This is a genomic window from Streptomyces sp. NPDC042336 (genome assembly GCF_055581985.1).
Genome location: NZ_JBVJEA010000003.1, coordinates 389,839 through 416,516 on the forward strand (window position 1 = coordinate 389,839; position 26,678 = coordinate 416,516).

At 72.8% G+C, this 26,678-nt stretch carries 27 protein-coding genes; 11 read left to right on the plus strand and 16 right to left on the minus strand.

All coding sequences use genetic code 11. From position 1 onward, the window contains the following. Nucleotides 1-88 precede the first annotated feature (88 nt). Nucleotides 89-1,951 (plus strand): ABC transporter ATP-binding protein, encoded by a 1,863-nt coding sequence (locus tag ACZ6IM_RS10410; RefSeq protein ID WP_052837607.1) that lies wholly within the window; start codon nt 89-91, stop codon nt 1,949-1,951. Nucleotides 1,952-1,988: 37 nt separating this feature from the next. On the opposite strand, the gene ACZ6IM_RS10415 is transcribed toward ACZ6IM_RS10410, so the two are convergent. From ACZ6IM_RS10415 to ACZ6IM_RS10435, 5 genes are all read right to left on the minus strand, one after another. Then, on the minus strand, nt 1,989-3,815 hold the full coding sequence (locus tag ACZ6IM_RS10415; RefSeq protein ID WP_469555783.1) for a glycoside hydrolase family 3 protein: 1,827 nt from the start codon (nt 3,813-3,815) through the stop codon (nt 1,989-1,991). A gap of 120 nt (nt 3,816-3,935) precedes the next feature. After that, entirely contained in the window at nt 3,936-4,415 is a 480-nt protein-coding gene (locus tag ACZ6IM_RS10420; protein WP_052837609.1) for a thioesterase family protein, read from the minus strand. Further along, nucleotides 4,412-5,413, minus strand: coding sequence for a 3-hydroxyacyl-CoA dehydrogenase NAD-binding domain-containing protein (locus tag ACZ6IM_RS10425; protein ID WP_469555785.1), 1,002 nt, complete (start codon nt 5,411-5,413; stop codon nt 4,412-4,414). Before ACZ6IM_RS10425 ends, ACZ6IM_RS10420 begins: the two co-directional genes overlap by 4 nt. A 38-nt stretch (nt 5,414-5,451) precedes the next feature. After that, nucleotides 5,452-6,345 (minus strand): beta-keto acid cleavage family enzyme, encoded by an 894-nt coding sequence (locus ACZ6IM_RS10430; RefSeq protein WP_469555786.1) that lies wholly within the window; start codon nt 6,343-6,345, stop codon nt 5,452-5,454. Nucleotides 6,346-6,396: 51 nt separating this feature from the next. Beyond that, nucleotides 6,397-7,278, minus strand: coding sequence for a TetR/AcrR family transcriptional regulator (locus ACZ6IM_RS10435; RefSeq protein WP_469555788.1), 882 nt, complete (start codon nt 7,276-7,278; stop codon nt 6,397-6,399). Nucleotides 7,279-7,513: 235 nt separating this feature from the next. Between ACZ6IM_RS10435 and ACZ6IM_RS10440 the strand changes: the two genes are divergently transcribed. Further along, nucleotides 7,514-8,524, plus strand: a complete 1,011-nt coding sequence (locus ACZ6IM_RS10440) for a DUF6215 domain-containing protein (protein WP_052837612.1) — start codon at nt 7,514-7,516, stop codon at nt 8,522-8,524. A gap of 54 nt (nt 8,525-8,578) precedes the next feature. Here ACZ6IM_RS10440 and ACZ6IM_RS10445 read toward each other — a convergent pair whose 3' ends face one another. The 9 genes from ACZ6IM_RS10445 to ACZ6IM_RS10485 all read right to left on the minus strand — a co-directional run bounded on the left by ACZ6IM_RS10445 (nt 8,579) and on the right by ACZ6IM_RS10485 (nt 16,990). Next, nucleotides 8,579-9,250 carry a CoA transferase subunit B gene (locus ACZ6IM_RS10445; RefSeq protein ID WP_052837613.1) on the minus strand — a complete coding sequence of 224 codons (672 nt, stop codon included), beginning with the start codon at nt 9,248-9,250 and terminating at the stop codon, nt 8,579-8,581. After that, a complete protein-coding gene (locus ACZ6IM_RS10450; RefSeq protein WP_052837614.1) occupies nt 9,247-10,002 on the minus strand; it encodes a CoA transferase subunit A in 756 nt (251 codons plus the stop codon). The genes ACZ6IM_RS10445 and ACZ6IM_RS10450 overlap by 4 nt, the downstream gene beginning before the upstream one ends. Nucleotides 10,003-10,066: 64 nt before the next feature. Next, nucleotides 10,067-10,819, minus strand: a complete 753-nt coding sequence (locus ACZ6IM_RS10455; protein WP_469555792.1) for an SDR family NAD(P)-dependent oxidoreductase — start codon at nt 10,817-10,819, stop codon at nt 10,067-10,069. Further along, complete coding sequence (locus ACZ6IM_RS10460; RefSeq protein WP_469555795.1) at nt 10,816-11,787, minus strand: fumarylacetoacetate hydrolase family protein; 972 nt, start codon at nt 11,785-11,787, stop codon at nt 10,816-10,818. Before ACZ6IM_RS10460 ends, ACZ6IM_RS10455 begins: the two co-directional genes overlap by 4 nt. A gap of 146 nt (nt 11,788-11,933) precedes the next feature. Continuing rightward, on the minus strand, nt 11,934-12,866 hold the full coding sequence (locus tag ACZ6IM_RS10465; protein ID WP_052837617.1) for a VOC family protein: 933 nt from the start codon (nt 12,864-12,866) through the stop codon (nt 11,934-11,936). Between the two features lie 5 nt (nt 12,867-12,871). Beyond that, nucleotides 12,872-13,870 carry an amidohydrolase family protein gene (locus ACZ6IM_RS10470; protein ID WP_469555930.1) on the minus strand — a complete coding sequence of 333 codons (999 nt, stop codon included), beginning with the start codon at nt 13,868-13,870 and terminating at the stop codon, nt 12,872-12,874. A 5-nt stretch (nt 13,871-13,875) separates the two neighbouring features. Further along, nucleotides 13,876-15,006 (minus strand): FAD-dependent oxidoreductase, encoded by a 1,131-nt coding sequence (locus tag ACZ6IM_RS10475; RefSeq protein WP_469555799.1) that lies wholly within the window; start codon nt 15,004-15,006, stop codon nt 13,876-13,878. Between the two features lie 23 nt (nt 15,007-15,029). Continuing rightward, the gene (locus ACZ6IM_RS10480) at nt 15,030-15,992 is read right to left on the minus strand and encodes a cyclase family protein (protein ID WP_052837620.1); all 963 of its coding nucleotides are present in this window, start codon (nt 15,990-15,992) and stop codon (nt 15,030-15,032) included. Next, on the minus strand, nt 15,989-16,990 hold the full coding sequence (locus tag ACZ6IM_RS10485) for a fumarylacetoacetate hydrolase family protein (protein ID WP_469555802.1): 1,002 nt from the start codon (nt 16,988-16,990) through the stop codon (nt 15,989-15,991). The genes ACZ6IM_RS10480 and ACZ6IM_RS10485 overlap by 4 nt, the downstream gene beginning before the upstream one ends. A gap of 127 nt (nt 16,991-17,117) precedes the next feature. Between ACZ6IM_RS10485 and ACZ6IM_RS10490 the strand changes: the two genes are divergently transcribed. Further along, nucleotides 17,118-18,074, plus strand: coding sequence for a LysR family transcriptional regulator (locus ACZ6IM_RS10490; protein ID WP_469555805.1), 957 nt, complete (start codon nt 17,118-17,120; stop codon nt 18,072-18,074). Between the two features lie 283 nt (nt 18,075-18,357). Here the strand turns inward: ACZ6IM_RS10490 and ACZ6IM_RS10495 are convergent, their stop codons facing one another. Further along, nucleotides 18,358-18,690, minus strand: coding sequence for a substrate-binding domain-containing protein (locus tag ACZ6IM_RS10495; protein ID WP_052837623.1), 333 nt, complete (start codon nt 18,688-18,690; stop codon nt 18,358-18,360). Between the two features lie 224 nt (nt 18,691-18,914). Between ACZ6IM_RS10495 and ACZ6IM_RS10500 the strand changes: the two genes are divergently transcribed. Next, the gene (locus tag ACZ6IM_RS10500; RefSeq protein WP_469555808.1) at nt 18,915-19,244 is read left to right on the plus strand and encodes a cytochrome P450; all 330 of its coding nucleotides are present in this window, start codon (nt 18,915-18,917) and stop codon (nt 19,242-19,244) included. A 100-nt stretch (nt 19,245-19,344) separates the two neighbouring features. After that, a complete protein-coding gene (locus tag ACZ6IM_RS10505) occupies nt 19,345-19,833 on the plus strand; it encodes a GNAT family N-acetyltransferase (RefSeq protein WP_469555811.1) in 489 nt (162 codons plus the stop codon). A gap of 79 nt (nt 19,834-19,912) precedes the next feature. Here the strand turns inward: ACZ6IM_RS10505 and ACZ6IM_RS10510 are convergent, their stop codons facing one another. Next, nucleotides 19,913-20,833, minus strand: coding sequence for a helix-turn-helix transcriptional regulator (locus ACZ6IM_RS10510; RefSeq protein ID WP_469555814.1), 921 nt, complete (start codon nt 20,831-20,833; stop codon nt 19,913-19,915). A 147-nt stretch (nt 20,834-20,980) separates the two neighbouring features. Here ACZ6IM_RS10510 and ACZ6IM_RS10515 point away from each other — a divergent pair, with 147 nt between their 5' ends. The 6 genes from ACZ6IM_RS10515 (at nt 20,981) to ACZ6IM_RS10540 (ending at nt 26,658) form a co-directional block, all read left to right on the plus strand. Next, nucleotides 20,981-21,934: an aldo/keto reductase gene (locus ACZ6IM_RS10515; protein WP_469555817.1), complete on the plus strand. Its 954-nt coding sequence runs from the start codon at nt 20,981-20,983 to the stop codon at nt 21,932-21,934. Between the two features lie 153 nt (nt 21,935-22,087). Further along, nucleotides 22,088-22,828, plus strand: a complete 741-nt coding sequence (locus ACZ6IM_RS10520; protein ID WP_469555820.1) for a FadR/GntR family transcriptional regulator — start codon at nt 22,088-22,090, stop codon at nt 22,826-22,828. A 128-nt stretch (nt 22,829-22,956) separates the two neighbouring features. Beyond that, nucleotides 22,957-23,733, plus strand: coding sequence for an SDR family oxidoreductase (locus ACZ6IM_RS10525; protein WP_052837704.1), 777 nt, complete (start codon nt 22,957-22,959; stop codon nt 23,731-23,733). A gap of 78 nt (nt 23,734-23,811) precedes the next feature. Beyond that, on the plus strand, nt 23,812-24,957 hold the full coding sequence (dgoD, locus tag ACZ6IM_RS10530; protein ID WP_052837629.1) for a galactonate dehydratase: 1,146 nt from the start codon (nt 23,812-23,814) through the stop codon (nt 24,955-24,957). Nucleotides 24,958-25,003: 46 nt separating this feature from the next. Then, entirely contained in the window at nt 25,004-25,672 is a 669-nt protein-coding gene (locus ACZ6IM_RS10535; RefSeq protein WP_052837630.1) for a bifunctional 4-hydroxy-2-oxoglutarate aldolase/2-dehydro-3-deoxy-phosphogluconate aldolase, read from the plus strand. Continuing rightward, nucleotides 25,669-26,658 (plus strand): sugar kinase, encoded by a 990-nt coding sequence (locus tag ACZ6IM_RS10540; protein ID WP_469555823.1) that lies wholly within the window; start codon nt 25,669-25,671, stop codon nt 26,656-26,658. Before ACZ6IM_RS10535 ends, ACZ6IM_RS10540 begins: the two co-directional genes overlap by 4 nt. Nucleotides 26,659-26,678 lie beyond the last annotated feature (20 nt).

Sequence of the window (26,678 nt, forward strand, 5' to 3'; positions counted from 1 at the left end):
GTCCGGTTCTCGACGGTGCGCGGTAATTGCCTGGACTGTGACCCCCGTCCGACGGGAAACTTCCCGCTTCCGAACCTCCGGGGGTGTGATGGGGACAACAGATACGCGAGGACCGGCGCCGGGCAGGAGCGCGGTCGTCCTGGCGCTGCGCCACTACGGCCGGGAACTGCTGCGACTACGACGACTGGCCCTGCCCGCGCTGCTGCTGCCGGCCGTGGGCAACATCGGCATCCGCTACGTCGCTCCGCTGCTGATCGCCAAGCTGGCCGGACAGGCCGCCGACGAGGGCGGCCTCGCCCTGGGCCCGGCGCTGCCGTACGTGCTGGGCTTCGGTGTGACGCTGCTGCTCGCCGAGACCGTCTGGCGGATCGGGCAGCACTGTCTGAACCGCGTCGAGGCCCTCGGCATGGAGCACCTGTACGTGCGCGGCATGGACGAACTCCTCGCCAAGGACGCCGCGTTCTTCCACGACAACTTCGCGGGCTCCCTGACCAAACGGGTGCTCAGCTACGGCAAGCGCTTCGAGGACTTCGTCGACACCCTGACGTACCGGATCGTGGGCAGTCTCGTCCCCCTGGTGTTCGGTGCCGTCGTGCTCTGGAGCTACGAACCGATGCTCGTCGTCGGCCTGTTCGTCATGATCGCGCTGACGGCGGCGGCCGCGACCCCGCTGATCCGCCGTCGGCAGAGGCTCGTCAACGCCCGGGAGGCCGCTGTCGCCCTGGTCTCCGGCCATGTCGCCGACAGCCTCATGAACATGGAGACCATCCGGGCCTTCGCGGCCGAGCGGCGGGAGGCCGACGAACACCGCAGCCGGGTCGCGGACTCCCGGCGCCTGACCCTGAGGTCGTGGGACTACGGCAACCTGCGCGTGGACACCCTGATCGCACCCATGTCCGTACTGACCAACGTGCTGGGCCTGCTGGTCGCCATCGCCTTCGGCGGCCCGGGGCAGGGGGTGGAGGAGGTCGTCGTCGCCTTCACCTACTACTCCAACGCCACCCAGATCATGTTCGAGTTCAACCAGATCTACCGGCGGCTGGAAAGCTCGATGACCGAGGCCGCCCAGTTCACGGAGCTGCTCCTGGACCCGCCCACCGTGCTGGACGCCGAGGCGCCCGAACCCCTCGCGCCGCGGGACACCGGCATCCGCTTCGAGGCGGTGACCTTCGCCCACACGGGTGCGAAGCCGATCTTCCAGGGACTCGCCCTGGACGTGCCCGCGGGCGCCCGGATCGGCCTGGTCGGCAGGTCCGGCGGCGGCAAGACCACGCTCACCCGGCTCCTGCTGCGGATGTCCGACATCGACCACGGACGCATCCTGATCGGCGGTCAGGACATCAGCCGGCTGCGCCAGACCGACCTGCGCTCCCTGATCGCCTACGTCCCGCAGGAACCCGCCATGTTCCACCGCAGCCTGCGGGACAACATCGCCTTTGCCCGGCCGGGGGCCACCGACGAGGAGATCCACGCGGCCGCCGCGGCAGCGCACGTCACGGAGTTCGCCGAACAGCTCCCCGACGGCTTCGGCACGCTGGTCGGGGAGCGGGGGGTGAAGCTGTCCGGCGGCCAGCGTCAGCGTGTCGCCCTGGCCCGGGCGGTCCTGCGGGACGCTCCGGTCCTGCTGCTCGACGAGGCGACCAGCGCCCTGGACTCGGAGAGCGAACTCCTCGTCCAGGACGCCCTGTGGCGACTGATGGACGGACGCACGGCCCTCGTGGTCGCGCACCGCCTGAGCACCGTCGCCGGCATGGACCGCCTCGTCGTCCTGGACCGCGGACGCGTCGTGGAGCAGGGCTCACACCATGAACTGCTCGCGGCTCAGGGCGCCTACGCCAGGCTGTGGCAGCACCAGTCCGGCGGCTTCCTCGGCGAGAGCACCGAGTCCGCCTCGGAGGGCGAGAGCACCGGGACCGGGTCGGAGTCGGCCCTGGAACGCCCGGTCGGCTGACGGTCCCGCGGTCGCGGCGCGGACGGAGCGGGCGGCGTCAGTCGTCGTACGACAGCCCGTGTCCGGAGCGGAAGAGGACCTGGGTCGGGTCGTCGGCCCGCTGGACGGGAACGGGCAGCTTGCCGCGCGGCTCGACCCGGCCGGCGATCACCCGGGCGGCGGCCCGCAGTTCGACCTCGGTCCAGCAGTAGGAGACCAGGGAGGCCGGGACGTCGCCGAGGTGGGCGATGTCGTAGGGGTTGCGCACCGCGAGGTGGACGACGGGGACGCCCGTCGCGCGCAGCCGGGACACCAGGGTGCGCTGGGCACTGGTGGGGCCGACGTTGTCGGTGGTGACGATCACCGCGTCCCGTCCCCGTGCGGCGGCCACGGCCTCGTCGATCTCCGCCGCGTCGGGCTCCCGGCCGGTGGCGAGGTGGGTGGTGCGGTAGCCCAGCTCCTCGAACGCCCGGGCCAGCTCGGGCACCGTGGTGCGGGTGTCGTCGGTCGGGAAGGCCGGGTCGGCGCCGGTCACGAGCAGCTTTCGCTGTCTGCTCCGCAGCGGGAGCGCCGCGTCCTCGTTGACCAGCAGGGTGGTGGTGCGCTCGGCGATCCGGGCGGCGGCGAGCCGGTGCCCGCGGGCGCCGACGACCCGGTCGACCTCCTCGCGGGAGGTGTAGGGGCTGCCGCTGAACAGGCCGGCCTTGTCCTTGATCCGCAGGATGCGCAGGACCGACTCGTCGAGCCGGTCCTCGGTGATCTCCCCGCTGCGCACGGCGGCCAGGACGCCGTGGTAGGCGACGTCGATGTCGGGCGGGAACAGCAGTTGGTCGGCGCCGGCCTTGAGGGCGAGGACGGGCACGCGGTCGTCGCCGTACTTGGTGCGCACGCCGGCCATGTTGAGGGCGTCGGTGACGATCACGCCGTCGAAGCCGAGTTCGCCGCGCAGCACGCCCTTCAGGATGGCGGGCGACAGGGTGGCCGGCTCGTTGCTGGGGTCGAGCGCGGGGACCTGGAGGTGCGCGGTCATGATCGAGTCGACGCCGGCGGCGATCGCGGCCCGGAAGGGCGGGGCGTCGACGCGGTCCCACTCCTCGCGGGTGTGGGTGATCACCGGCAGTCCGGTGTGGCTGTCCTGCCCGGTGTCGCCGTGGCCGGGGAAGTGCTTGGCGCAGGCCACCACGCCGGTCTGCTGATAGCCCGTCACCTGGGCCGCCACCATGCGCCCGACCTCGCGCGCGTCGGCGCCGAAGGACCGGACGTTGATGATGGGGTTGGCCGGGTTGACGTTGACGTCGGCGACCGGGGCGAAGTTCTGATGGATGCCCAGGGCGGCGAGTTCGGTGCCCGAGATGCGCCCGGCGGCGCGCGCGTCGGAGAGCGAGCGGCCCGCGCCGAGCGCCATCGCACCCGGCAACTGGGTGGCGCCGCTGCCGATGCGGACGTTGGCCCCGTGCTCCTGGTCGATGGAGATCAGGGACGGCACGGGGGTGGGGAGGGCGAGCGAGGACCGCTGCACACCGTTGGACAGGTCCGCGACCTGGCGGGGGTCCTGGATGTTGTTCGCCCAGCCGGAGAAGTAGATGACACCGCCGATGTGGTACTTGGCGATCAGCTCGGCCACGGAGCGGACGCCGAGTTCCCTGAGGTTGCGGTCCTGGTCGAACTGGCTGGGGGAGGTCGCCGACGTACCGTAGAAGTAGGGGACGAACAGCTGGCCGACCTTCGCCTCGGTGCTCATCCTGGAGATGATCTTCTTGAGGCGGTGGTCGCGCCCGTGCGCGGCCGCGGGGGTGGCCGTCACCCCCACGGCGCCCGCCGTGCTCGCGGCGACCACGGTCGCGGAGGCGAGAACGGTCCGTCTGGACAGACTCCGGTCCTGCATGCGGACATGCTCCTTCCAGCCTTGCACGTCAAGGGAGTTGAAGGAAATTTGGAGGACTCCGAACAGCGGGAAACGTAGCCTGCGCGTCACGGGCGGGCAAGAGGTCTAGACAAAATAGGTCTAGGCCACCGCGGGGATCGAGCGGCCCGCCCAATCCGGAGCCGGTTCGGTCAGGTCCGTGACGCGGCGCCGGACCGCGTCCGGGAACGCGGCGGCCCGGCCCGACCGCCGGTCGACGTGGACCCCGAGCAGCTCGGTCGTCGCCACCGGGACCGCGCCGGACGACGGCCCCGCCCCCGGTCCGGACACCACGTACATCTCGTGCGCGAAGCGCGCCTTGCGGGCCGCCGCGCCCAGCACCCGGGTACGGACGGCGAGGTGCGAGGCCTCGGGGACCTCCCTCAGGAAGCGGACGTGGGACTCGACCGTGTAGAGGGAGCAGCCCGTTCTCCCGCGGTAGCCGGAGTCCAGGCCCGTCGCGGCCATCAGCGCGTCCGTGGCGTGGCCGAAGACGAGGACGTAGTAGGCCTCGCTCATATGGCCGTTGTAGTCGACCCACTCCGGGCGGACCGTGCTGCGGAACAGGGGGAGCCTCGTCACCGTGGCTCCTCCCCGCGGTCCAGGCGGCCGGTGGCGCGCAGCACCTCGACGACGCCCCGGTCGCGTTCGGCCACCAGGTCCGCGAGGGTACGGCCGTCCGCCGCCTCGTCGCAGCCCGCCACCACGGCGTCGTGCAACTCCTTGTCCAGCTCCGGTGCTTCCAGGCGCGTCCACGGCGACTTCAGGGACGGGCCGAAGTGGTCCAGCATGTGCGCCATGCCGCCCTCGCCGCCCGCGAGCGCGAAGGTCAGCATCGGCCCCATCACCGCCCAGCGCAGTCCCGGGCCCTCGGTGATCGACAGGTCGATGTCCCGGACCGTCGCCTCACCGTTCGCGACCATGTGCAGCGCCTCGCGCCACAGGGCCTCCTGGAGGCGGTTCGCGATGAACCCCGGCACCTCGTTGTCCATCGTGATGACGGACTTGCCCGCGACCTCGTAGAAGCGGGAGGCCCAGGCGACCGCCGCCGCGTCGGTGCGCTCGCCGCCGACGACCTCGACCAGCGGGATGAGGTAGGGCGGGTTGAACGGGTGCCCGACGACCAGGCGCGACGGGTCGGCGGCCGCCGTCTGCATGTCGGTCATCGGATAGCCGGAGGTGGAGGAGGCGATGACGACACCGGGCGGTGTCGCCGCGTCCAGGCGGGCCAGCAGCTCACGCTTGAGGCCGAGCTTCTCCGGAGCGCTCTCCTGGACGAAGTCGGCCTCGGCAACGGCCTGTTCGAGAGTGTCGGTCACGGTGAGCCGGTCGGCCGACGCGCCCTCGGCGAGGCCGAGCAGGGTGAGCGTCGGCCACGCCGCGTCGACCAGGCGGCGCAGCCTCCGCGCGGCGTCGGGCGCCGGGTCCCAGGCGGTCACGTCGTAGCCGCGCGCCAGGAAGTGGGCGACCCAGCCGCCGCCGATGACTCCGGCGCCGACGCAGGCGACGCGGCGGACGTTCTCGGGTGAGTTGGGCTCGGGGGAAGTCGTCTCGGGTGAGGCCGTCTCGGGTGGGTTCATGGGGGAAGGACCCTTCGTCGTCTGGGCGGACCGGCGGACTACTCGCGCGGCTTGAGGCCGAGGGTGGCGCGGGCCTCGTCCGGCGTCGCGACGCGTGCGCCCATCGACTCGGTGAGGGTCACGGCCCGCTCGACGAGCTGGGCGTTGGTGGCCTTGTCGCCCTTGCCGAGGTACAGGTTGTCCTCCAGGCCCACGCGGACGTGGCCGCCGAGCAGGATGGACTGCGCGACCCACGGCATCTGCATCCGCCCCAGGGCGAAGCTCGCCCAGCGCGCACCCTCGGGAAGCATGTGGACCATCGACTGGAGCACTCCGGGGTCCGCGGGCGCGCCCCACGGGATGCCCATGCACAACTGGAACACCGTCGGCTCGTCGAGCAGGCCCTCCGCGAGCAGCTGCTTGGCGAACCAGAGCTGACCGGTGTCGAAGATCTCCAGCTCGGGCCGCACGCCCAGCTCCTGGATCCGCCGCGCGCCCGCCCGCAGCATGTCGGGCGTCGAGACGTAGAGGTTCGAGCCGTCGCCGAAGTTGAGCGAACCGCAGTCCAGCGTGCAGATGTCGGGAAGCAGGTCCTCGACGTGCGGAAGCCGCTCCAGACCGCTGACGAGGTCGGTGCCGGGGAGGTGGGTGAGCGGGTCGTCCGGGTCGATGACCAGATCGCCGCCCATGCCGGCGGTGAGGTTGATGACGACGTCGGTGCCCGTCTCCTTGACGCGCTCGACGACCTCCCGGTACAGCTTCGGGTCGCGGGACGGGTCGCCGGTCTCCGGGTCGCGTACGTGGATGTGGACGACGGCCGCCCCGGCGGCGGCCGCCTCCACGGCGTTCCTGGCTATCTGCTCCGGGGTGACGGGGACGTGGGGGCTCTTGCGGACGGTGTCGCCGGCGCCTGTGAGCGCGCAGGTGATGATGACGTTCTCGGTCATGGGCATGCGGGAACTCCCGTGGTCGGGGTCTGTGTCGCTGCTGGGCCCGCTTCCGGTCTAGGGGGCCAGGATCGTCTCGGAGACATGGGTGGTCAGCGCCGCGTGCATCGCGTCGGCGGCACTGTCGGCCGACGGTCCGCCCACCGAGAGGACGTGCGTCGCCAGGCCGTCGATCAGCGCGGTGAGCGTCAGCGCCGCCGCCCGCGGATCGAGCCCGGCGCGGAACACGCCCTGCGCGACACCTCGGCGTACGACGTCCGCGACGGTCTCCCGCCACTGCCGGTAGTACTCGGAGTGCAGTCGGCCCACCGCGGTGGAGCGCGCGGCCTCGGCCCACAGGTCGAGCCACACCGCCCACTGGCGGCGCTGCTGTGCGGTGCGCGGTGTCTGCAGCGCGATGAGCTGGCGCAGCTCCGCCGCCGCGTCGTCCGCCTCGGCGAGACGGGCGGCGCGGCGCGCGGTGTCCTCGTCCATGCACCAGCGCACGGCCGCCTCCAGGAGTTCGGCGCGGCCGGGGAAGTGGTAGTGGATCGCGGCGCTGCTGGTGGCGCAGGCGCGGGCGATGTCGGCGACCCGCACCGCGTGGAAGCCGTGCTCCGCGATCAGCCGGACCGTCTCGCGGACGATCTGCAGCGGCCGCCCGCCCTCGACCCCGGCGGACGGCGCCGTGGTCTTCCCACCGGACCGGGTGCCGAGCAGCCAGCCCGCGTCCACCCCCGCCTCGTCGGCGATCCGCGCCAGCTCCGCGGCCGTGAAGCGGCGGGTGCCGCTCAGGGAACGCGACAGCTTGGACGGGTCCATGACGACACGGCGCGCGAACTCGCGCTGGCTGACGCCCGCGGCCGCGATGACCTCGCGGACGCGGACGCGGGCGCGGGCGGCGGTGTCGGCGGTCGGTGCGCCGCCGGGGACGTCGTCGGGTGCGTCGTCGGTCTCCACGGGCCACGACCTTAGGCGCGTATTGCGAAAAACTCAACGCACTCGCCAGGAAAAACCGCTGAAGCGCGGGTGCATTGAGTATCTGACTGACGTGCCAGTCAGATACGCAACGGGGCGGGGGCGACGGGAGGGGAGCGCCCGGCCCCACGTGCCCCCTTCCATCACGGTTGGGTAGCGAGCCGGAACTATGGCTTCCGTCACAGCACACGCGATCTTGGCCTGATGAGATCGCCGGATGCTCGGTTTCCTCGTCCGTCTGCTGCCCTTCTGGGTCCGTGAGCCCCTGCTCATCCTGGTCGGGTCGGTTTTCGGCGTGCGCATCATGTACCTCGCCCACCGCGACGGCGAATGGCTGGCGGCCGGTATCGGCCTGGTGTTCCTGTTGGCCACCGCGGCCCGCGTCCACACGGTGGTCAAGGCCCTGCGCGCACGCCGCGCCCCCGGCCCGGCGGCCGCCCCGGACGAGACGGCGGACGGCACCGCCGCCGAGCCGCAACCGCAACCGCAACGGCAGCGTCCGGCCGAGCAGCGTCCCGCCGCCCCGGAGAAGGAACCCAACGCGTGGGGTCAGGCGGTCGCGGCCGTGGCCGTCTTCGCGGCACTCGGCGCCGCACTGTGGCTGGGCCCGAAGCTGCTGCCCTCCGACGACGGCAGCACACCGCAGGCCGCCTCGTGTCCGAGCGGGGAGGACGAGGAACTGCCGGGCGCCTACAAGAAGACGCCCCGGGCCGTGACAGGCGACGAGCTGTGCAGGGCGCTCAACAGGTCCGACCTGGCCCAACTCCTCGGCACGCCCGCGGAGACCGTGACCGTGGCATCCGGCACCAGCAACACCGCCCCGCTGACCGACGGGAAGATCGCCCAGCCGGAGGCCGAGGTCCAGTTCGACACGTACACCGTGAACGTCTCGGCCACGTACAACAAGCTGTCGATCGCCCAGTACGTCAAGCTGATGAAGTACGGCGAGGAGACGGACGTCAGGACGCTCTCCGTCCTCGGCCGGCCCGCGGTCCTCGCCTCGGACCACACCATGAGGATCGAGATCGCCCTGGGGAGCGGCGGTTCCGGCGGACCGGTCGAACAGGGCCCCCTGGCCCGGAGCCTGTCCGTGGCCTTCGACGCGAAGGACCGGGGCGGCTACTACGACATCACCGTGTGGAGCACGTCCGGAGCCCTCCCGGACGACGGCGCCCTGCTCGGCATCGCCGAGAAGGTGCTCCCGACGCTCCCCGAACGGACCGTGTGAGACACCGGCGGCGACGGGTGGGCACGTTCGGACCGTCGCCGCCGGGGACGCCGGTCAGTCCTTGCCGTCGTCGGCGGTGTCCGGGCCACGGAGCGGAGTGCGGTGGCATCGGGCGCCGGTCCGGGCGGTGATGTCCTCGACGGTGACGCCGGGAGCCGTCTCGACCAGGACGAGGCCCTGGTCGGTGACGTCGAGGACCCCGAGGTCGGTGATGATCCGGTGGACGCACCGCTCGCCGGTGAGGGGGAGAGCGCACTCGTCCAGGATCTTGGGGGTGCCGTCCTTGGCGGTGTGCTCCATGAGGACGATGACGCGCCGTGCGCCGTGCACGAGGTCCATGGCGCCGCCCATGCCCTTGACCATCTTGCCGGGGATCATCCAGTTGGCCAGGTCGCCGCGGGCGGAGACCTGCATGGCACCGAGGACGGCGGTGTCGATGTGGCCGCCGCGGATCATGCCGAAGGAGAGCGCGGAGTCGAAGAAGGACGCCCCGGGCAGGACGGTGACGGTCTCCTTGCCGGCGTTGATCAGGTCGGGGTCGACCTCGTCCTCGGTGGGGTAGGGACCGGTGCCCAGGATGCCGTTCTCGGAGTGCAGGACGACGTGGACGCCGGGCGGGAGATGGCCGGGGATCAGGGTGGGCAGGCCGATGCCGAGGTTGACGTAGGAGCCGTCGGTGAGTTCGGCGGCGGCGCGGGCGGCCATCTGGTCGCGGGTCCAGCTCACGGGCGTACGGTCCTCTTCTCTATCGGCTTGTCGGCGGCCTGGCCGGCGGTGAGGGCGACGACCCGCTGGACGTAGATGCCGGGCAGGTGGATCTCGTCGGGCCGCAGCGCGCCCGGTTCGACGAGTTCCTCGACCTCGGCGACGGTGACGCGGCCGGCCATGGCGGCGAGGGGGTTGAAGTTGGCGGTGGCCCGGCGGAAGACGAGATTGCCGTGGTGGTCGCCGCGCCAGGCCCGGACGAGGGCGAAGTCGGTGGTGATGCCGTGCTCCAGGACGTGCGCGCGCCCGCCGAAGTCGCGCGTCTCCTTGGGCGGGGAGGCGACGGCCACGGTGCCGTCGGGCGCGTAGCGCCACGGCAGCCCGCCGTTCGCGACCTGGGTGCCGACGCCGGCCGGGGTGTAGAAGGCGGGGATGCCCGCGCCGCCGGCCCGCAGCCGCTCGGCGAGCGTGCCCTGCGGTGTCAGTTCCACTTCGAGTTCGCCGCCGAGGTACTGGCGGGCGAACTCCTTGTTCTCGCCGACGTAGGAGCCGGTGACGCGGGCGATACGGCCGGCGCGGAGCAGGACGCCGAGACCGCGGCCGTCGACGCCGCAGTTGTTGGAGACGACCTCCAGGCCGCTCGTGCCCCGCTCGTACAGGGCGCGGATCAGGACTTCGGGGACGCCGCTGAGGCCGAAGCCGCCGACGGCGAGCGAGGCGCCGTCGGGGATGTCGGCGACCGCTTCGGCGGCGCCGGGACGGACCTTGTTCACGTGCCAACTGCCTTTCGGTTCTGGGTCTGCGCGGAGATCGGCGTCACCTTGCCCGTCAGTCGCTTCACGGCGCCGCCTCCCGCAGGGCGTCGGAGACGGACTTGACGCCGCCGTGCGCGGTCATGCCCCCGTCGACCGGGATCTCCGCGCCGCTGATGAACGACGCGTCGTCGGACAGCAGGAACACGACGAGGGGCGCCACCTCGCCGACCGTGCCGGTGCGGCCGAGCGGCGTCTCCTTGATGTTGGCCTTGCGGAAGGCGGGCGCGGCGGAGGCGGTCATCTCCGTCTCGATGTAGCCGGGGTGGATGGTGTTGACGCGGATGCCGCGCGGGCCCAGCTCCAGGGCGGCGGTCTTCGACAGGCCGCGCAGCGCCCACTTGCTGGTGGTGTAGGCGACCGGGTAGTGCGCGGTGAGGGCCGCCGAGGAGCCGACGTTGACGACCGAGGAGCCGGGCGGCATGAGCGGGGCCAGGTGCTGGATGCCGAGCAGCGGGCCGGTCACGTTGACCGCGTGGACGCGGGCCATGTCCTCGGGGCGCACGTCGCCGAGGCGGGCCCGCCAGGTGAGGCCGGCGTTGTTGACCAGGCCGTGCACCTGCCCGTACGACTCCCGCAGCTCGGCGGCGAGTTCCGCCCAGTCCCGCTCGGCGGTGACGTCGAGCCGACGGCAGCCCGGCGCCTCGGTCACGTCGGCGGCGATGACGCGGGCGCCCTCGCGGGTGAGCAACTCGGCCTCGGCGGCGCCCTGTCCGCGGGCGGCACCGGTGACGACGACGACCTTGCCGAGCAGCCTCTTGGGGTGCGGGCCGCTCACGGCCGCTCCCGGGAGCGGCGCCGGCCGGCGGGGAGCGGGATGGGCTCGACGCCGGGGACGACGGTGTTGACGAGGGTGCCGATGCCCTCGACGGTCAGGGTGACGGTGTCGCCCGGCCTCAGCGGCGGCGGGGTCTGCTCGCCGCGGCGCCCCCACAGTTCGGCCAGGCAGCCGCCGTTGCCGCAGGTGCCGGAGCCGAGGACGTCACCCGGGACGACGCGGGTGCCGCGGGAGGCGTAGGCGGTCATCTCCTCGAAGGTCCAGCTCATGTGGGACAGCAGGTCCTCGCCGACCTTCTCGCCGTTGACCTCGGCGGTGAGGGCCAGGCGCAGGAAGCCGTCGGTGTCCCGGTAGGGCTCCAGTTCGTCCGCGGTGACCAGGCAGGGGCCGAGGGTGGTGGCGGTGTCCTTGCCCTTGCAGGGGCCGAGGCCGACCTTCATCTCCGCGCCCTGGAGGTCCCGCGCGGACCAGTCGTTGAAGACGGTGTAGCCGACGATGTGGTCGCGGGCCTGCTCGGGGGTGAGGTTCCGGCCCTCCCGGCCGATCACGGCGCCCACCTCCAGCTCGAAGTCGAGCACGGCCGAGCCGGGCGGCACCGGGATGCCGTCCCGGTGGCCGTAGATCGCGTGCGGGTTGGTGAAGTAGAAGGTCGGCGCCGCGTACCACTGCTCGGGGACGCCGCCGGTGCCCTCCACGGACCGGCGCACCCCCTCCACGTGTTCCTCGAAGGTCACGAAGTCCCGCACCGAGGCGGGCCGCAGCGGAGGCAGCAGGCGGACCTGGGAGACGTGCGGGCCCGGGGGGACGTCCAGGGCCGCGGCGCCGGCGGCGAGCAGCCCGGGGAGCCCGTCGGTCTCCTCGATCAGTGCGGTGAGGGAAGTGACGCCCGGCAGGGGGAGAAGGGTGCCGTCCTCCTCGACGACGGCCACCCGGTGACGGTCTCGGTGTTCGTAGGCGGCGAAACGCATGGTGCGGCTCCAGCGGAGTGTGATCAGGGGAGTGGGACGCGCGTGAGGTCGTGGCCTGCCGCCGGTCTCGCCGCCGGATACCGGGGACGCGGCAGCGCGCGTCGGGGCAGGACCGCGGGCCGCGTCCCCGGAGTCGGCCGGGTGGTTCAGACCGGCGGGGCGACGAACACGCCGCGGTCGGGGTCGTTGAAGGACTCCTTGGCGACGAGTTCGTTCATGGGGTTGGCGGTGCCCCACTGGTCGGTGACCTCGGGCTGGGAGAAGTCGTAGACGTGCGGGTGCCAGGTGTCCTCGTCCAGGTTCTCCAGCTCGGTGGTGTACTCGACGGTGTTGCCGTGCGGGTCGAGGAAGTACGTGAACGTGTTGTCACCGGCCATGTGCCGTCCGGGGCCCCAGATCTTCCTGAAGCCCGCCCGCATGACCCGGCCCGAGCCGCGCATGTACTCGTCGAGGCCGCGCATCTCGAAGGAGACGTGGTGCAGGGCGGTGTGCGGGCCCTGCGCGATGGCCATCGAGTGGTGCTGGTTGCTGATCCGCATGAAGTGCATGACCTCGCCCATGTGCGGCGAGCTGAGCGTGTCGGAGAGGGCGAAGCCGAGGTGCCGCTCGTACCACTCGCGGGTGCGGTTCAGGTCGGGGGAGTTGAGGACGACGTGGGAGAGCTTGACCGGGATGGACTCCTTCTCCTCGATCTTGCGGTGCTGCCTGACCTCGACGTCGGCGGAGACCTCGATGGTGCGGCCGTCGACGTCGAAGAAGCGGAAGCCGTAACCGCCGCCGGGGGTGTCGACCTTGCCCGGCCGGGAGATCAACTGCACGCCCCCGGCCAGCAGCCGCTCGGCGAGGGTGTCGACGTCCGCCGGGCTCGCGGCGCCGTAGGAGACGAGGTCGAGTCGCTTCTCCTCGGCCTTGCGCAGCCGTACGACGTACTGCTCCGGGGAGCCCTCGGCGGCCAGGAAGGAGATGCCGGAGTCCTCGGCGACCTTGGTCAGGCCCCAGACTCCGGCGTAGAAGTCGAGCTGCTTGTCGTAGTCGGGCACGGCGAGGTCGACGTGCCGCAGGTGGGTGAGCAGACGCATGATGATCAGTCCTTCCGGAGGAGGGCGGCGGCGTTGCCGCCCCGGACGGCGTGGAAGTCGGCCTCGGGCAGTCGTGCGGCGCGCAGGGCGCCGAGCGGGTCCTCGGTGCCCATGTCGAAGGGGAAGTCCGAGCCGAGCAGCACCCGGTCGGCCCCGGCCGCCCGCACCAGCTCCCGCAGCACGTACGGGTCGTGGACGAGGGAGTCGAAGTACAGCCGCTTCAGGTAGCTGCTGGGCGGGTGCGCGCACCCGGCGCCCGCGTCGGTGCGGGCCGACCAGGCGTGGTCGGAGCGGCCGATGTGGGTGGGCAGGTAGCCGCCGCCGTGCGCCGCGATCAGCCGCAGGCCCGGGTGCCGGTCGAGGACACCGGAGAAGATCAGGTGGGAGAGGGCGACGGCGTTCTCGGTGGGCTGGCCGACGGTGTTGGACAGGTACCACCGGTCCAGCCGCTCGTCGAGGGTGCAGCCGAAGGGGTGCAGGAAGACGAGCGCGCCGGTCTCCTCGGCCCGGGACCAGAAGGGCTCGTAGGCCGGGTCGGACAGCTCGCGGCCGGGGGCGTGGCTGGAGATCTCCACCCCGGCCAGGCCCTGGCGCCGGGCGTGGTCCAGGGCGCGGACCGCCTGCTCCGGATGCTGGAGCGGGGCCAGCCCGAGTCCGCGCAGCCGCTCGGGGGCGGCCGAACAGTGCGCGGCCGTGGCCTCGTTGGCGAGCCGGTACAGCTTCTCGGCGGTGTGCTCGTCGGCCCAGTAGTGGTAGTGCGAGGGGGAAGGGCTGACCAGCTGGACGTCCACGCCCTGGGCGTCCATCGCGGCCAGCCGCACGGCCGGGTCGGTCAGCCTCGGGATGCGCTCGCGCACCATGGGGCCGCTGACGGCGAGGGCGTCGGGGCCGTTGCGCCGGGCGTCCAGCTCCTTGGCCTCGGCGTGTCCGGGCAGACCGGCGACCAGCGCCTCGACCTCGGGCAGCAGGACGTGGGCGTGCACGTCCACGGTGGGTGTGTCCACTGCGGTCACGGCAGCTCCCTCAGCATGGTCATGGTGCGGCCCATCAGGCCGGGCACGTCCGCGTCGCGCACCCCGTCGAGCTGCCACTGCCCGATCTGCACGGACGCCTCGACGACCGGGCGGACGCGGGCGATCCGCCGGTCGTGGTACGCCTGGAACAGGGCGTCGTCCCACTCGTCGGACCCGGTCAGCATCTGCGCGAGCACCCAGGCGTCCTCCAGGGACAGCGCGGCGCCCTGGGCGAGGGTGGGCGGACAGCAGTGCGCGGCATCCCCGACGAGAACGACGCGGCCGCGGTGCCAGGACCCCTCGACCAGCAGCCGGTCGAACCAGGTGTAGTTGACCTTCGCCGGGTCGGTGATGTGCTCGGTGATCTCCGGCCAGCAGCCGCCGTAGTGCCGGGTGAGGCGGCGCATCTCGTCCGCGTACGACTCGGGCGGTATCGCGGCGCGGTCGCGGTTGGCCTCGACGACGTACGCGTAGAGGGTGGTGTCGCTGGTGGGGCAGTAGCCGGCGATGTAGGCCGGGCCGCCGTAGGCGAGGTCGGTGCGGGTCACGCCGGCGGGGCGCGGGGCGGCGATGCGCCAGATGGCCATGCCGGTCGGTTCGGGCTTGTCCGTGATGCCGATCGCGGCGCGGGTGGCGGAACCGAGGCCGTCGGCGGCGACCACGAGGTCGTAGCGGCCCTCGGCGCCGTCGCTGAAGCGGACGCAGACGCCTTCGGCGTCCTGGTCCAGGATCTCGGCGGTGGTGCCGAGACGGACGGTGGCGCCGCCGGCGCGCACGGCGTCGATGAGGATCTGCTGGAGCCGGGGGCGCTGCATGCCGACGGTGGCGGGCAGGTCGTCGCCGCCGGTGCGCAGGTCGTCCTGGGCGTGCAGGACGGTGCCGTCGGGGGCGGTGATGCCGACCGAGCCGAAGCCGAAACCGGACGCCTCCACCTGTTCCCAGACCCCGAGTTCGCGCAGGACGCGAAGGGCGTTGCCCTGGAGGGTGATGCCGGAGCCCGCGGTGGCGTTCCAGTCGTCCTTGGCCTCGATCAGGTCCACCTGGAGGCCGGCCCGGTCCAGCAGGACCGTCACGGCGTTGCCGGCCGCGCCCCCGCCGATCACCAGGACCTTACGGGCTTTGCTCATGGGGAACTCCCTTGTTCCGCTGGTTACTTGACGGCGATCGGGTTGACGGGTGAGCCGACGGCCCCGGTGATGGGCAGGGGAGCCGCGGTGAGCCAGAAGTCGTACACACCGTCGGCGGCGCAGTCCGCGGCGAGCGCGTCCAGGTCCCACATCTCGCCGATCAGCAGGCCGATGTGCGGGATGGCGACCTGGTGCAGCGGCTGGAAGGCGTGCTCGAACTCGTTCGGTCGGACCTCGAAGCCCCACGTGTCGGTGGCGATCGCGGCGATCTCGCTGCCGTGCAGCCAGCCGGCCGTGGTGAACGACAGGCCGGGGGCCGCCCCTCCGGCGTAGTCGCCCCAGCCGTCGCGGCGCACCCGGGCGAGCTGGCCGGTGCGGACCAGGACGATGTCGCCGCGCCCTACCCGCACACCGTGCGCCTCGGCCGTCGCGGTCAGGTGCTCCTCGGTGATCGCGAAGCCGTCCGGCAGCTCCCCGTCCTCGCCGACGACCCGGCCGACGTCCAGGAGCACCCCGCGTCCGGCGACGTGCGGGGCCATGTGCTCGATGCCGGTGACCAGGTCGCCGTCGGAGGTGACGACCTGCTCGGCGGGACGGCCGTTCCACGCCTTGCCGTGGTCGAAGATGTGGCCGAGCCCGTCCCACTGGGTGGAGCACTGCAGCGGCATCGCGATGACGTCGTCGGCGCCGCCGATGCCGTGCGGCAGGCCCTGGTTGCCGAGGGCGGCGTCGGTGCCGGTGTCCAGCATGGTGTGCACCGGGTTGGTGCGGCGGCGCCAGCCCTTCTGCGGGCCGTCGATGTCGAAGCGCTGCGAGAGCGAGAAGCTGACGCCCCGCCGGACCAGTGCGGCACCCTCGCGGCGCTTGGTCCCGTCGAGGAAGTTGAGCGTGCCGAGCACGTCGTCCTCGCCCCAGCGGTTCCAGTTGGAGCACGCCTTCGCGGTCCGGGCGATCGAGCCCTCGGGGTCGGTGCGGTCCGGCGTCACCGGGTCACCTCCGCCACGCAGCGGGTGCGCTGGGCGCCGAGCCCGGTGATGGAGGCGTCCATGACGTCGCCGTCACGCAGCAGCCGGCCCCAGTGCATGCCGTTGCCGGCCGGGGAGCCGGTGAGCACCAGGTCGCCGGGCAGCAGCTGGGCGGTCTGCGAGGCGTAGGACACCATCCGCGCCACGTTGAAGATCATGTCCTCGGTGGACTCGTCCTGCATGGTCTCGCCGTTGAGCTTCAGCGTGAGGCGCAGGTCGCCCGGGTCCGCGAGGGAGGCGGCGGGCACGATCCAGGGGCCGAGCGGGGTGAATCCCGGCGCGTTCTTGCTCCGCAGCCAGTCGGTGCCGATCTGCGGCATGTCCCGGCGGAAGACGGTGGCGCGGTCGGTGAGGTCGTTGGCGATGGTGTACCCGGCGACGTGGCCGAGGGCCTCCTCGACGGACACCCGGTGGGCCGGGCGGCCGATGACCGCGGCCAGCTCCAGCTCCCAGTCGGGCTTCTCGGCCCAGGTGGGCAGTACGACGTCGTCGTAGGGCCCGGTGATCGCGCTCGGCAGCCCGATGAACACGTACGGCAGGTCCTCGGCGGCCCGCCGGTCCATGATGTCAGCCGCCTCCGCGCGCCGCTCCTCCTCCGGCCGGTCGTCGTCCGGGGCCCGGTGGGCGACGTGCAGGTCGATCACGTGCTGCCGGTAGTTGGCCCCCGACTGGAACACCTGGCGCGGCTCCACCGGAGCGTGCGCCCGGAACTGCGCCAGCGGCCCGCGTACGGGGCCGGCGGCGCCGGCCAGTGCGGTCAGCTTCGGCAGCACCGCGTCCCAGTCGTCCAGGACCCCCCGCACGGTCAGCGAGGCGTCGCCCAGGGCGGACCGCAGATCGATCACCTGGGCGTCGGGATTGACGAGAGCGGGGAAGGCGGGGCCCTCGGGAGCGGAAAGGGTGGCCAGGGCGAAGGGTCCGGCGAAGGGGGCGGACGCGGCTTCAGGTTTCACGGACATGTCCTCCTGATTGCGATGGCACTAATGTGGACTCGCCACCCGTGATCAGGGAAATAGATTCCGTGGATGACGGCCATCCATCCGCCGAATTCGTGCAGGTCGTCGCAGGACAGCTAGGAAAACCGCCGTGAATCTCAGTCGCCTGGACCTCAACCTCGTCGTCGCCCTGCGCGCCCTGCTGGAGGAGCGCAACGTCACCCGCGCCGGGCAGCGCGTCGGCCTGAGCCAGCCGGCGATGAGCGCGGCGCTCTCCCGGCTGCGCCGGCACTTCGACGACGACCTGCTGGCCCGGGTCGGCGGCCACTACGAACTCACCGCCCTCGGACAGGTCCTCCTCGACCGCGCCTCCACCGCCTACGAGCTGCTGGAACGCCTCTTCGCCAGCCAGGCGGACTTCGACCCCGCCAGTGAGAGCCGTGAGTTCAAACTCGTGGCGTCCGACTACGCGGTCGCCGTCTTCGGAGCCGAACTCGCCCGGGTCGTGCACCAGGAGGCCCCCGGCATCCGGCTGCGCTTCGCCCAGACGCCGACCACCGTGGTGGACGCCACGGACACCCTGCTCAGCGCCACCGACGGCCTGCTCATGCCGCACGGCGTCATCAGCGACTTCCCCGCCACCGACCTCTACCAGGACCGGTGGGTCTTCCTCGTCGCCGACGACCACCCGAGCGTCGACGACCGGCTGACCCGGGAGGACCTGGCCCGGCTGCCCTGGGTCACCTACCAGCGCACCTACGACGCCCCGGCCGTCCGCCAGCTCGGCATGCTGGGCATCGAGCCCCGCGTCGAGGTCTCCGTCGACAGCTTCCAGATCATGCCGCTGCTGATCAGCGGAACCCGGCGCATCGGCCTGATCCAGGCCCGCCTCGCCCGGCTCCTGGCGCCGCTCGCCGCCGTACGCGTGGTGGAGCCGCCCTACGAGGCGGTGCCCCTGCGGGAGGCGCTGTGGTGGCACCCGGTGCACACCCACGACGCGGCCCACATCTGGCTGCGTGAGACGGCCGCGCGGGTCGGCAGACGGATGGCGGACGAGCCCGGGGGTGAGCGGCGCCCGCCGCACGTGGACGACGCCCGGCGCACGTGAACAGGGACGTCATCCACAGGACGGATGGATTCCATCCGCAAGGTGAATGGCGGCAGGGGTGGGCAGGGCGCCCGGCAGGATGCATGCTCGGACAGGGCCCGTCGGCGCCGTTCACGCTCGACGTCTTCTCCGGCAGCCGGACGATCCTCGTCCCCGGGGCCCCTGTCCCCGTACCGCCGGCCGGAGTCTCGCCGTGCTCGTTCCCCGTGCCGTCCCCTTCATCCTGCCGCCACACCGCACTCGGCGGCCGGCCACCGGTCAGCCGCGCGGACAGCCCCGCGGGTCAGGGCGCCTGGCGCCCTTGCGGCGCGCCGGTGGTGGAGCGCACCACCAGACGGGGGGTCATCGTGGTCTGCATGGGCCGGTCCCTCCGGCTCTCGACGCGTTCGACGAGCATCCGGGCGGCGGCGGACCCCATGGTGTGTCCCGCCTGGTCCACGCTGGTCAGTTGCACGGGTGCCAGGGCGGCGAGCGCGGTGTTGTTGTAGCCGACGAGCGACAGGTCCCGCGGGATGCGCAGGCCGAGTTCGTGCGCGGCGCGGTAGACGCCCAGCGCGGCGACGTCCGCGCCCGTCATCACGGCGGTCGGCGGACGGTCCGCGGTCAGCAGCGTCATGCCCGGACACCGCGGACATCGGGGCGGCGGCCTGACCCGACGACGGACGACGCCTTCGAGGCCCTCGCGAAGGCGTTCCCCCTGCGGGTCCTCCCCGACGCCGTCGGCCTCGGCCCGCACGGGAGAACCTGCTGCCCTACGGCGACACGGCCTTCAACGCCTTCGGACCGCGCAACGCCCTTGTCCAAGCCGACGCGCACCGGGTCGGGGACCTGTCGGCCTGGGTGAACGCCCAGTGCGCCCGCGAGGCGTCGAGCGAGGACGGCTTCGGCCGCCCGGATCCGGGCGGCCGCCGACCGCGACCCGGACCGCTGGAGCGACCCGACCGCTTCGACCTCACCCGCGATCCGTCGGGTCACGTCGGCTTCGGCATGGGCATCCACCAGTGCGTCGGCCGGCACGTCGCCCGCCCGGAGGCGGAGTCCCTGCTGGCCGCGCTCGCCCGCCGCGTCGGGCACCTCGAACTCGCCGGCGAGCCGAGGCGACACCTCAACAACACCCCGCGCTCCTGGGCCTCGCTTCCCGTGCGCGTCCGCCCGCACGCACAGGGGTGACGTCCTGCGTCCGGTGGTGATCCTCCGACGGCCGGAGGGCAGCCGGCCGGGCAGCCGACCCGCCGCACGACGGCACAAGCCGGTACGAAATACTCTCCCGATGAGGTCACGGACTTCCCCGGCCGGCCGGGCGGTCACGATACGGAGGGCCGTCGCACGGGATGCCAGGCGGCTCACGCGGCTCGTGCGTGACTCGGGCGCCTACGCGGACGAGTACGCTGCCGCGGTCGTGGACTACCGGGTCGGACCCGATTACATCGAGGCCCACCGCGTCTTCGTGGCCGTCGACGCCGACCAGGGCGGAGGCCGGGTCCTCGGGTTCTACTCGCTCGTCCTCGCACCGCCCGAGCTCGACCTGCTGTTCGTCGCCGACGGAGCGCAGGGAAGGGGGATCGGACGGCTGCTCGTCGCGCACATGAAGTCCGAGGCCCGTGCCGCCGGGCTCGACCGTGTCAAGGTCGTGTCGCATCCTCCCGCCGAGGGCTTCTACCACCGCGCGGGCGCGGTGCGGACCGGGACCGTACGGGCGAGCCCGCCGGCCGTGCCGTGGGATCGCCCGGAATTCGAGTTCCGCGTCGGTCCGGAATGACGCGGTGTGCCGGTTCGCCCCGTCGTGGGGGGCCGGAGGCGACCGCCGGCATGAACCCGGCCGGGGCGACCGCGACGGATCAGAGCGGCCCGGTCCGAGGAGAACGGCGGGTGGGCCGTGCCGTCCGGGATCGCGTGGCCGCCCAGCTGGCGAGGATCTTGAGCCGGTCCTCGGACGGGGTGCCGGGCTCGGCCGTGTAGACGATCAGGTCGTGCACGGCTCGGGACGACAGGGGGAGGTCGAGGGACTGGAAGGTCAGTTCCAGGTGACCGACGTGGGGGTGCTGGAGCCGTTTGACGCCGTCGTGGCGCATCAGGACGTCGTGCGCGGCCCATTGGCCGCGGAACTCGGGGCTGAGGGTGGACAGCTCGCCGACGAGTTCGCGCAGTGCCCGGTCGTGGGGCTCGCGCCCGGTCTCGGCGCGCAGCAGGGCGGCGGTGGCGGCACCGGCGGCGTCCCAGTCGGGGAAGAAGTCGTGTGCACCGGGGTCGAGGAAGATGTAGCGGGCGATGTTGGGACGGCCGCGCTCGTCGGTGGTGGCGCTGTCGAACAGCGGCGCGAGCAGGGCTCGGGCCAGGGCGTTGCCGGCGACGATGTCCGTGCGGCCGTTGCGTACGAACGCCGAGGACATCGTCATGGAGTCGAGCAGCCACTGGACCCGGCGCGGGACCTCGACGTCCCTGCGACGCGACGGTGTGCGATGCGCGTGCCGCGACGACCGGGCCAGCTCGAACAGGTAGGCGCGTTCGTCGTCGTCCAGCCGCAGGGCACGGGCGACCGCGTCGAGGACGTCTTCGGACACGCCGCCGATGTGGCCCTTCTCCAGCCGCGTGTACCACTCCGTGCTAACGCCGGCGAGGACGGCGACCTCCTCGCGCCGCAGCCCGGCGACCCGGCGGCGGGCGCTGGTAGGCAGTCCGGCCTGCGCGGGGGTGATCCTGGCACGCCGGCCGGCGAGGAAGTCCCGGACGTCGCCGCGGTTCCCGGGCTGCTGGTCCATGTCATGCATGCTAATCGCCGGTCAGGGCGTGAGGGGGGTCGAGCTTGTACCCCCCATGGACACGGCCTTCTCCGGTCGTGGCGACCGCGGTCTCCTGGGGTTCGGCCGTTCCGACACGGTCGTGAGAGCGAACAGCGGAGGCAAGACATGACGAGCAAGGCGCTGACGGTGCCGGCGGTGGCGTTGGGCACATGGGCCTGGGGGGACAGCGGAGAGGCCGGCGACGGCTACTTCGGCAGCCGGCTGAGCGAGTCCGGGCTGCGGGAGGTCGTCGAGAAGGCGCAGTCGAACGGGTTCACCTTGTGGGACACCGCCGTGGCGTACGGCCTGGGCCGGTCGGAGAGCGTCCTCGCCCGGGCGCTGTCGGGACTTCCCCGCGGCGAGTACCAGCTGTCGACGAAGTTCACCCCGCAGTTGGCGGGCGACGGCGACGATCCGGTCGCGGACATGCTGGACCAGAGCCTCGACCGACTGCGTACCGACTACGTGGATCTCTTCTGGATCCACAATCCCGCCGACGTGGCTCGATGGACGCCGTCCGTGATCCCGCTGCTCAGGAGCGGAAAGATCAAGCACATCGGCGTCTCCAACCACAACGTGGCCCAGATCGCTCTCGCCGATCGGATCCTCGGCGAGGCCGGCTTCCGCGTGGAGGCGGTCCAGAACCACTACAGCCTCCTGTACCGGGGCTCTGAGCGCGCGGGCATCCTCGACCACTGCCGCGAGCACGACGTGCGGTTCTTCTCGTACATGGTCCTCGAGCAAGGAGCGCTGACCGGCAGGTACAGCCCGGTGAACCCGCTGCCGGAGGGGAGCAGCCGGGCGGCCGTGTACAACGGCGTCCTGCCCCGGCTGCGGGAGCTGACGGACCGGATGGAGGCGATCGGCAGGGACCGGGGCGCGTCCGCCGCCGATGTCGCCACCGCCTGGGCCGTCGCCAAGGGGACCACCCCGATCGTCGGGGTCACGAAGGCGGCTCACGTCGACGGGTTGGTCCGGGCTCGGGGCGTCGAGCTGGGCGACGAGGAGATCGCCGAACTGGAGGCGCTGGCGGACGCCGCGGACGTCGACACGCGCGGCTGGTGGGAGCAGGCGATGTAGCTGCCCGGGGTCCCGCCCGTACGTGACGGTGCTGCTCAGGGAGCTGTCAAGATGTATTAATAAATAATGCGCGGCGTTACCATGGGCCCGCGTCCGTGCCCGCGGCGCCCACCACCGCGCGCCTCGCGCGCCCGATGTCAAGGAGATGGCGGCATGGCGGCCTACAGCACCCGCGGCGTGCACGGACAGGTGGTCCAGTCGCTCGGAGCGCGCATCGTGGGTGGCGCCGTCCCCGAGGGCACCACGCTCGACGTACGGGCGCTGGGGGAGGAGCTGGACGTCAGTCTGACCGTCATGCGGGAGTCGCTGAAGGTCCTCGCTGGTAAGGGGCTCGTCGACGCGCGGCAGAAGCGAGGCACCTTCGTCAGGGCGCGCAAGGACTGGAACCTGCTCGACGCCGATGTCATCCGGTGGCGCGTCGAAGGAGGCGCCGGCGAGGATCTGATGGGGGACCTCGCCGATGTCCGGTCCATCATCGAGCCCGCCGCCGCCCACCGTGCCGCCCTGCACAGGACCGACGCCGACCTCGACGCCCTGGAGGCGGCGCTCGGCCTCATGGGGCGGGCCCGAACGGACTCGTCCGACGCGGCCGAGGCCGACGCGGCCTTCCATCGCGCGCTGCTGGTGGCAACCGGCAACGAGATGCTGGCCCGCATGGACATGCTGCTCGAACCGGGCCTGCGGGAGCGGGACCGCCTCGTCCATGCCCATGCGTCCGTCGGGGACCCCGTGCCCAGCCACCGTGCCGTCCTCGATGCCGTGCGCGACGGTGACGCCCCCCGAGCCGAACTCGCCATGCTCGATCTCCTGGCGAAGGCGGTCGAAGACCTGGACCAGGTCGCCGGGCGGGCGGCCGGCACCGGTTCACCGGGGCGGCGCGGCCCCCGTGTGTGATCGGTGCCTCGCCGGGACGCCTTGGCCTCACTCGATAATTCATATTTAATAACTCCAGGGGGCGGTCATGGCCGCCGGCCCCGACCGTCCCGTCCGCGCCGCAGCCTCCGGAGCCGCTCATGCCGTCCATGCACCCGCCGCCTTCCGGGGCCCGGCCCCGTTTCGACGGACGCGTCGCCGTGGTCACGGGCGCGGCCGGGGGAATCGGTGCGGCCGTGGCCCGACGGCTCGCCGACGAGGGGGCCCGCGTCCTCGTCGCCGACATCGACACGGCGGAGGGGGAGCGCACGGCCCGCGCCATCCGGGACGCCGGCGGGGAGGCCGTGTTCCACCGGACCGACGTGAGCGACGAAGGGTCCTGGGCCGCGGCGTTGGACGCCGTCCGCGGCGCCTACGGCCCCGTCTCCGCCCTCGTCTCCAACGCCTACGCCGTGCGCGTCGCCCCCGCCCACGACACCACGCTCGACCAGTGGAACCAACAGCTCGGCGTCACGCTGACCGGCGCTTTCCTCGGCTTCCGTGCCTGCCTGGACGATCTGCGCGCCACCCGCGGCAGCGCCGTCCTGGTCTCCTCGGTCCACGCCCTCGTCGGACTGCCGGGCCGCCCCGCCTATGCCTCCGCCAAAGCCGGACTCACCGGACTGGCCCGCCAGTTGGCCGTCGAGTACGGGCCCGACGTACGGGTCAACGCGCTGCTGCCCGGGCCCGTGCTCACGCGCGCCTGGGACGGTATCGGCGAGGAGGACCGGCGGCGCAGCGCCGAGCAGACCGTCGCCGCGCGCCTCGGCCGTCCCGAAGAGGTCGCCGGGGCCACGGCTTTCCTGCTGAGCGAGGACGCGTCCTTCGTCACCGGGGCCTCACTGGTCGTCGACGGCGGCTGGAGCGCCTACAAGACCTCTTCCTGAACCGTGCCCGCCCCGCGGAGGACGCCCGTGTCCGGTGTCGCGACCGGCCGACGGTGCCCGGCCGCACCAAGGAGAAGCATGAAGATCACCCGCGTCGAGACGTTCGCCGTGCCGCCGCGCTGGCTGCTGTGCCGTGTAGAGACGGACGAAGGCGTCGTCGGCTGGGGCGAGCCCATGGTCGAGGGCCGTGCGGCCACCGTCCGCACCGCCGTGCGAGAGCTGTCAGAACTCCTCGTCGGACAGGATCCGATGCGCATCGAGGACCACTGGCAGACCATGACCAAGGGGTCCTTCTACCGCGGCGGTCCCGTTCTCTCCAGCGCGGTCGCCGGACTCGACCAGGCCCTGTGGGACATCGCCGGCAAGGTGTACGGCGCTCCCGTGTACCAGTTGCTCGGCGGCCCCGTGCGCGACCGGGTGCGGGCCTACACCTGGGTCGGCGGCGACGAGCCCGGCCAGATCGCCGAGGCCGTCCGGGAGCAGGTGGAGGCGGGTTTCACCGCCGTCAAGATGAACGCCAGTGGCCGGATGAACCGGCTGGCGACCGTCCGGGACGTCGACGAGGTCGTCTCCCGTGCGGCGGCCGCCCGGGAGGCCCTGGGCGACGACCGGGACTTCGCCGTCGACTTCCACGGCCGGTTCACGGTCGCCAACGCCGCCAAGCTGCTGCCGCACCTCGCCCCGTACAACCCGCTGTTCGTCGAGGAACCCGTACTCCCCGAGTACACCCACCGGTTGCGGGACCTGACCGCCTCGTCCCCCGTACCGCTGGCCCTCGGCGAGCGCCTCTACTCGCGCACCGACGTCCTGCCCGCCCTCACCGCCGGAGTGGCCGTCCTCCAGCCCGACCTCTCGCACGCCGGCGGCATCTCCGAGGTCCGCCGGATCGCCGCGCTCGCCGAGACCTTCGACGTGCTCATGGCGCCGCACTGCCCGCTCGGGCCCGTCTCGCTCGCCGCCAGCCTCCAGGTCGCCTTCGGCACCCCGAACTTCCTCATCCAGGAGCAGAGCATAGGCATCCACTACAACGTGGGCGCCGGTCCGCTGGACTACCTGGTCGACACCACCCCGCTGCGGTTCCACGACGGCCACCTGCTGCGCACCACCGCCCCCGGCCTCGGCATCGAGGTGGACGAGAAGGCGGTCCGCGCCGCCGACGGCACCGCCGCGGATTGGCACAATCCGCTGTGGCGGCACACCGACGGCTCCTTCGCCGAGTGGTGACCCCGCCCGGCGCCCCCGCCCGACCCCGACCTTCCTGGACGTGACCATGAACGCCCCGCAGTCCCGCGCCACCGACAGCTTCTCCGCCGTGCTGCGGCGCACCCGGCTGGCCGCCATCGTGCGCGGCCCGGATGCCGACGCCGCGCTGCGCACCGTCCTGACCCTGCTCGACGAGGGCGTGTCCCTCGTCGAGGTCTCGCTCAACACGGCCGACGCCCTCGGTGTCATCCGCCGGGCCGTCGCCGAGGCCGGCCCCACGGCCTTCGTCGGCGCGGGCACCGTGCTGACCGAGGACGACGTCGTCCGCGCCCGGGAGGCCGGCGCGAGCTGGATCGTGACCCCCGCGCTCACCGAGTCCGTGGCCGCCTCGGTCCGCGTCGGACTGCCGGTGCTGGCAGGAGCCCTCACGCCGACCGAGGCCGTCGCCGCCCGGCGTGCCGGAGCCGACGCCGTCAAGCTCTTCCCCGCTTCGGCCGGCGGCCCCGCCTACCTCAAGGCCCTCCGCGACCCCTTCCCGGACCTGCCCTTCGTACCGGTCGGCGGGGTGGACCTGACCGGCGCCGAGCAGTACCTCGCGCACGGCGCCGTCGCGGTCGGCGTCGGCTCCCCGCTGGTGGGCGACGCCGCGCGCGGCGGCGACCTGGACGCCCTGCGCGAGCGCGCCCGGCGCTTCGTCGCGCTCTGCGCCGCCGACCCCGCGCGGGGGCGGGCATGAGCACCGGCCCCGACACCGGGCAGGTCGCCGCGGACGTCCTCACGTTCGGCGAGACCATGCTCGCCGCGCAACTGCCCGGACCGCTCGCGATCGGCGCCGAGGCCCGCACCACCATCGCCGGTGCCGAGTCCAACGTGGCCATCGGCCTGGCCCGCCTGGGCCACCGGGCCGCCTGGGCCGGCCTGGTCGGCGACGACGAACCCGGCCGGCTGATCCTGCGCACACTGCGCGGCGAAGGCGTCGACACCTCCCACGCCGGCGTCCGCCCCGAGGCGCCCACCGGCGGCATGCTCCGTGAGCGACGCGTGGCCGACCTGGTCCGCGTCCACTACTGGCGCCGCCACTCCGCCGCCTCCCTGCTCACCCCGGTCGACCTCGTGCCCGCCCTGGACGCCGGCGCCCGCGTCCTGCACCTGACCGGCATCACCTGCGCACTCGGCCCCGGCCCGCTGGAGGCGGTGCGCGAGGCCGCCGCCCACGCGCACGACCGCGGCCGGACCGTCGTCCTGGACGTCAACCACCGGCAGCGCCTGTGGACGGCCGAGGACGCGGGCAAGGCACTGCTGCCCCTGCTGGACCACGTCACCGTCCTGATCGCCTCCGACGACGAACTCCCCGTGGTCACCGGTGCCTTCGCCGAGCAGCCGCAGGGGGAGGAGGCCGCCGTCGACGCGCTGTTGGCGGCCGGGGTCAGGGAAGTGGTCGTCAAACGCGGGGGCGAGGGAGCCGCCCTCCGGGACCGCGACGGCTCCCGGCACACGGTCCCCGCCCTGCGGGTGCCCGTACGGGACACGGTGGGAGCGGGCGACGCGTTCTGCGCCGGCTACCTCTCGGGACTCCTCGACGGACTGCCCCCGGACGGACGCCTGGACCGCGCCAACACCCTCGGCGCGTTCGCCGTCGCCTCGGACGGCGACTGGGAGGGCCTGCCCCGCCGGGACGAACTGGGGCTGCTCTCCGCCGCCCCGGGCACCACGATCCGCTGACCCGTCCACGACCACCGGGA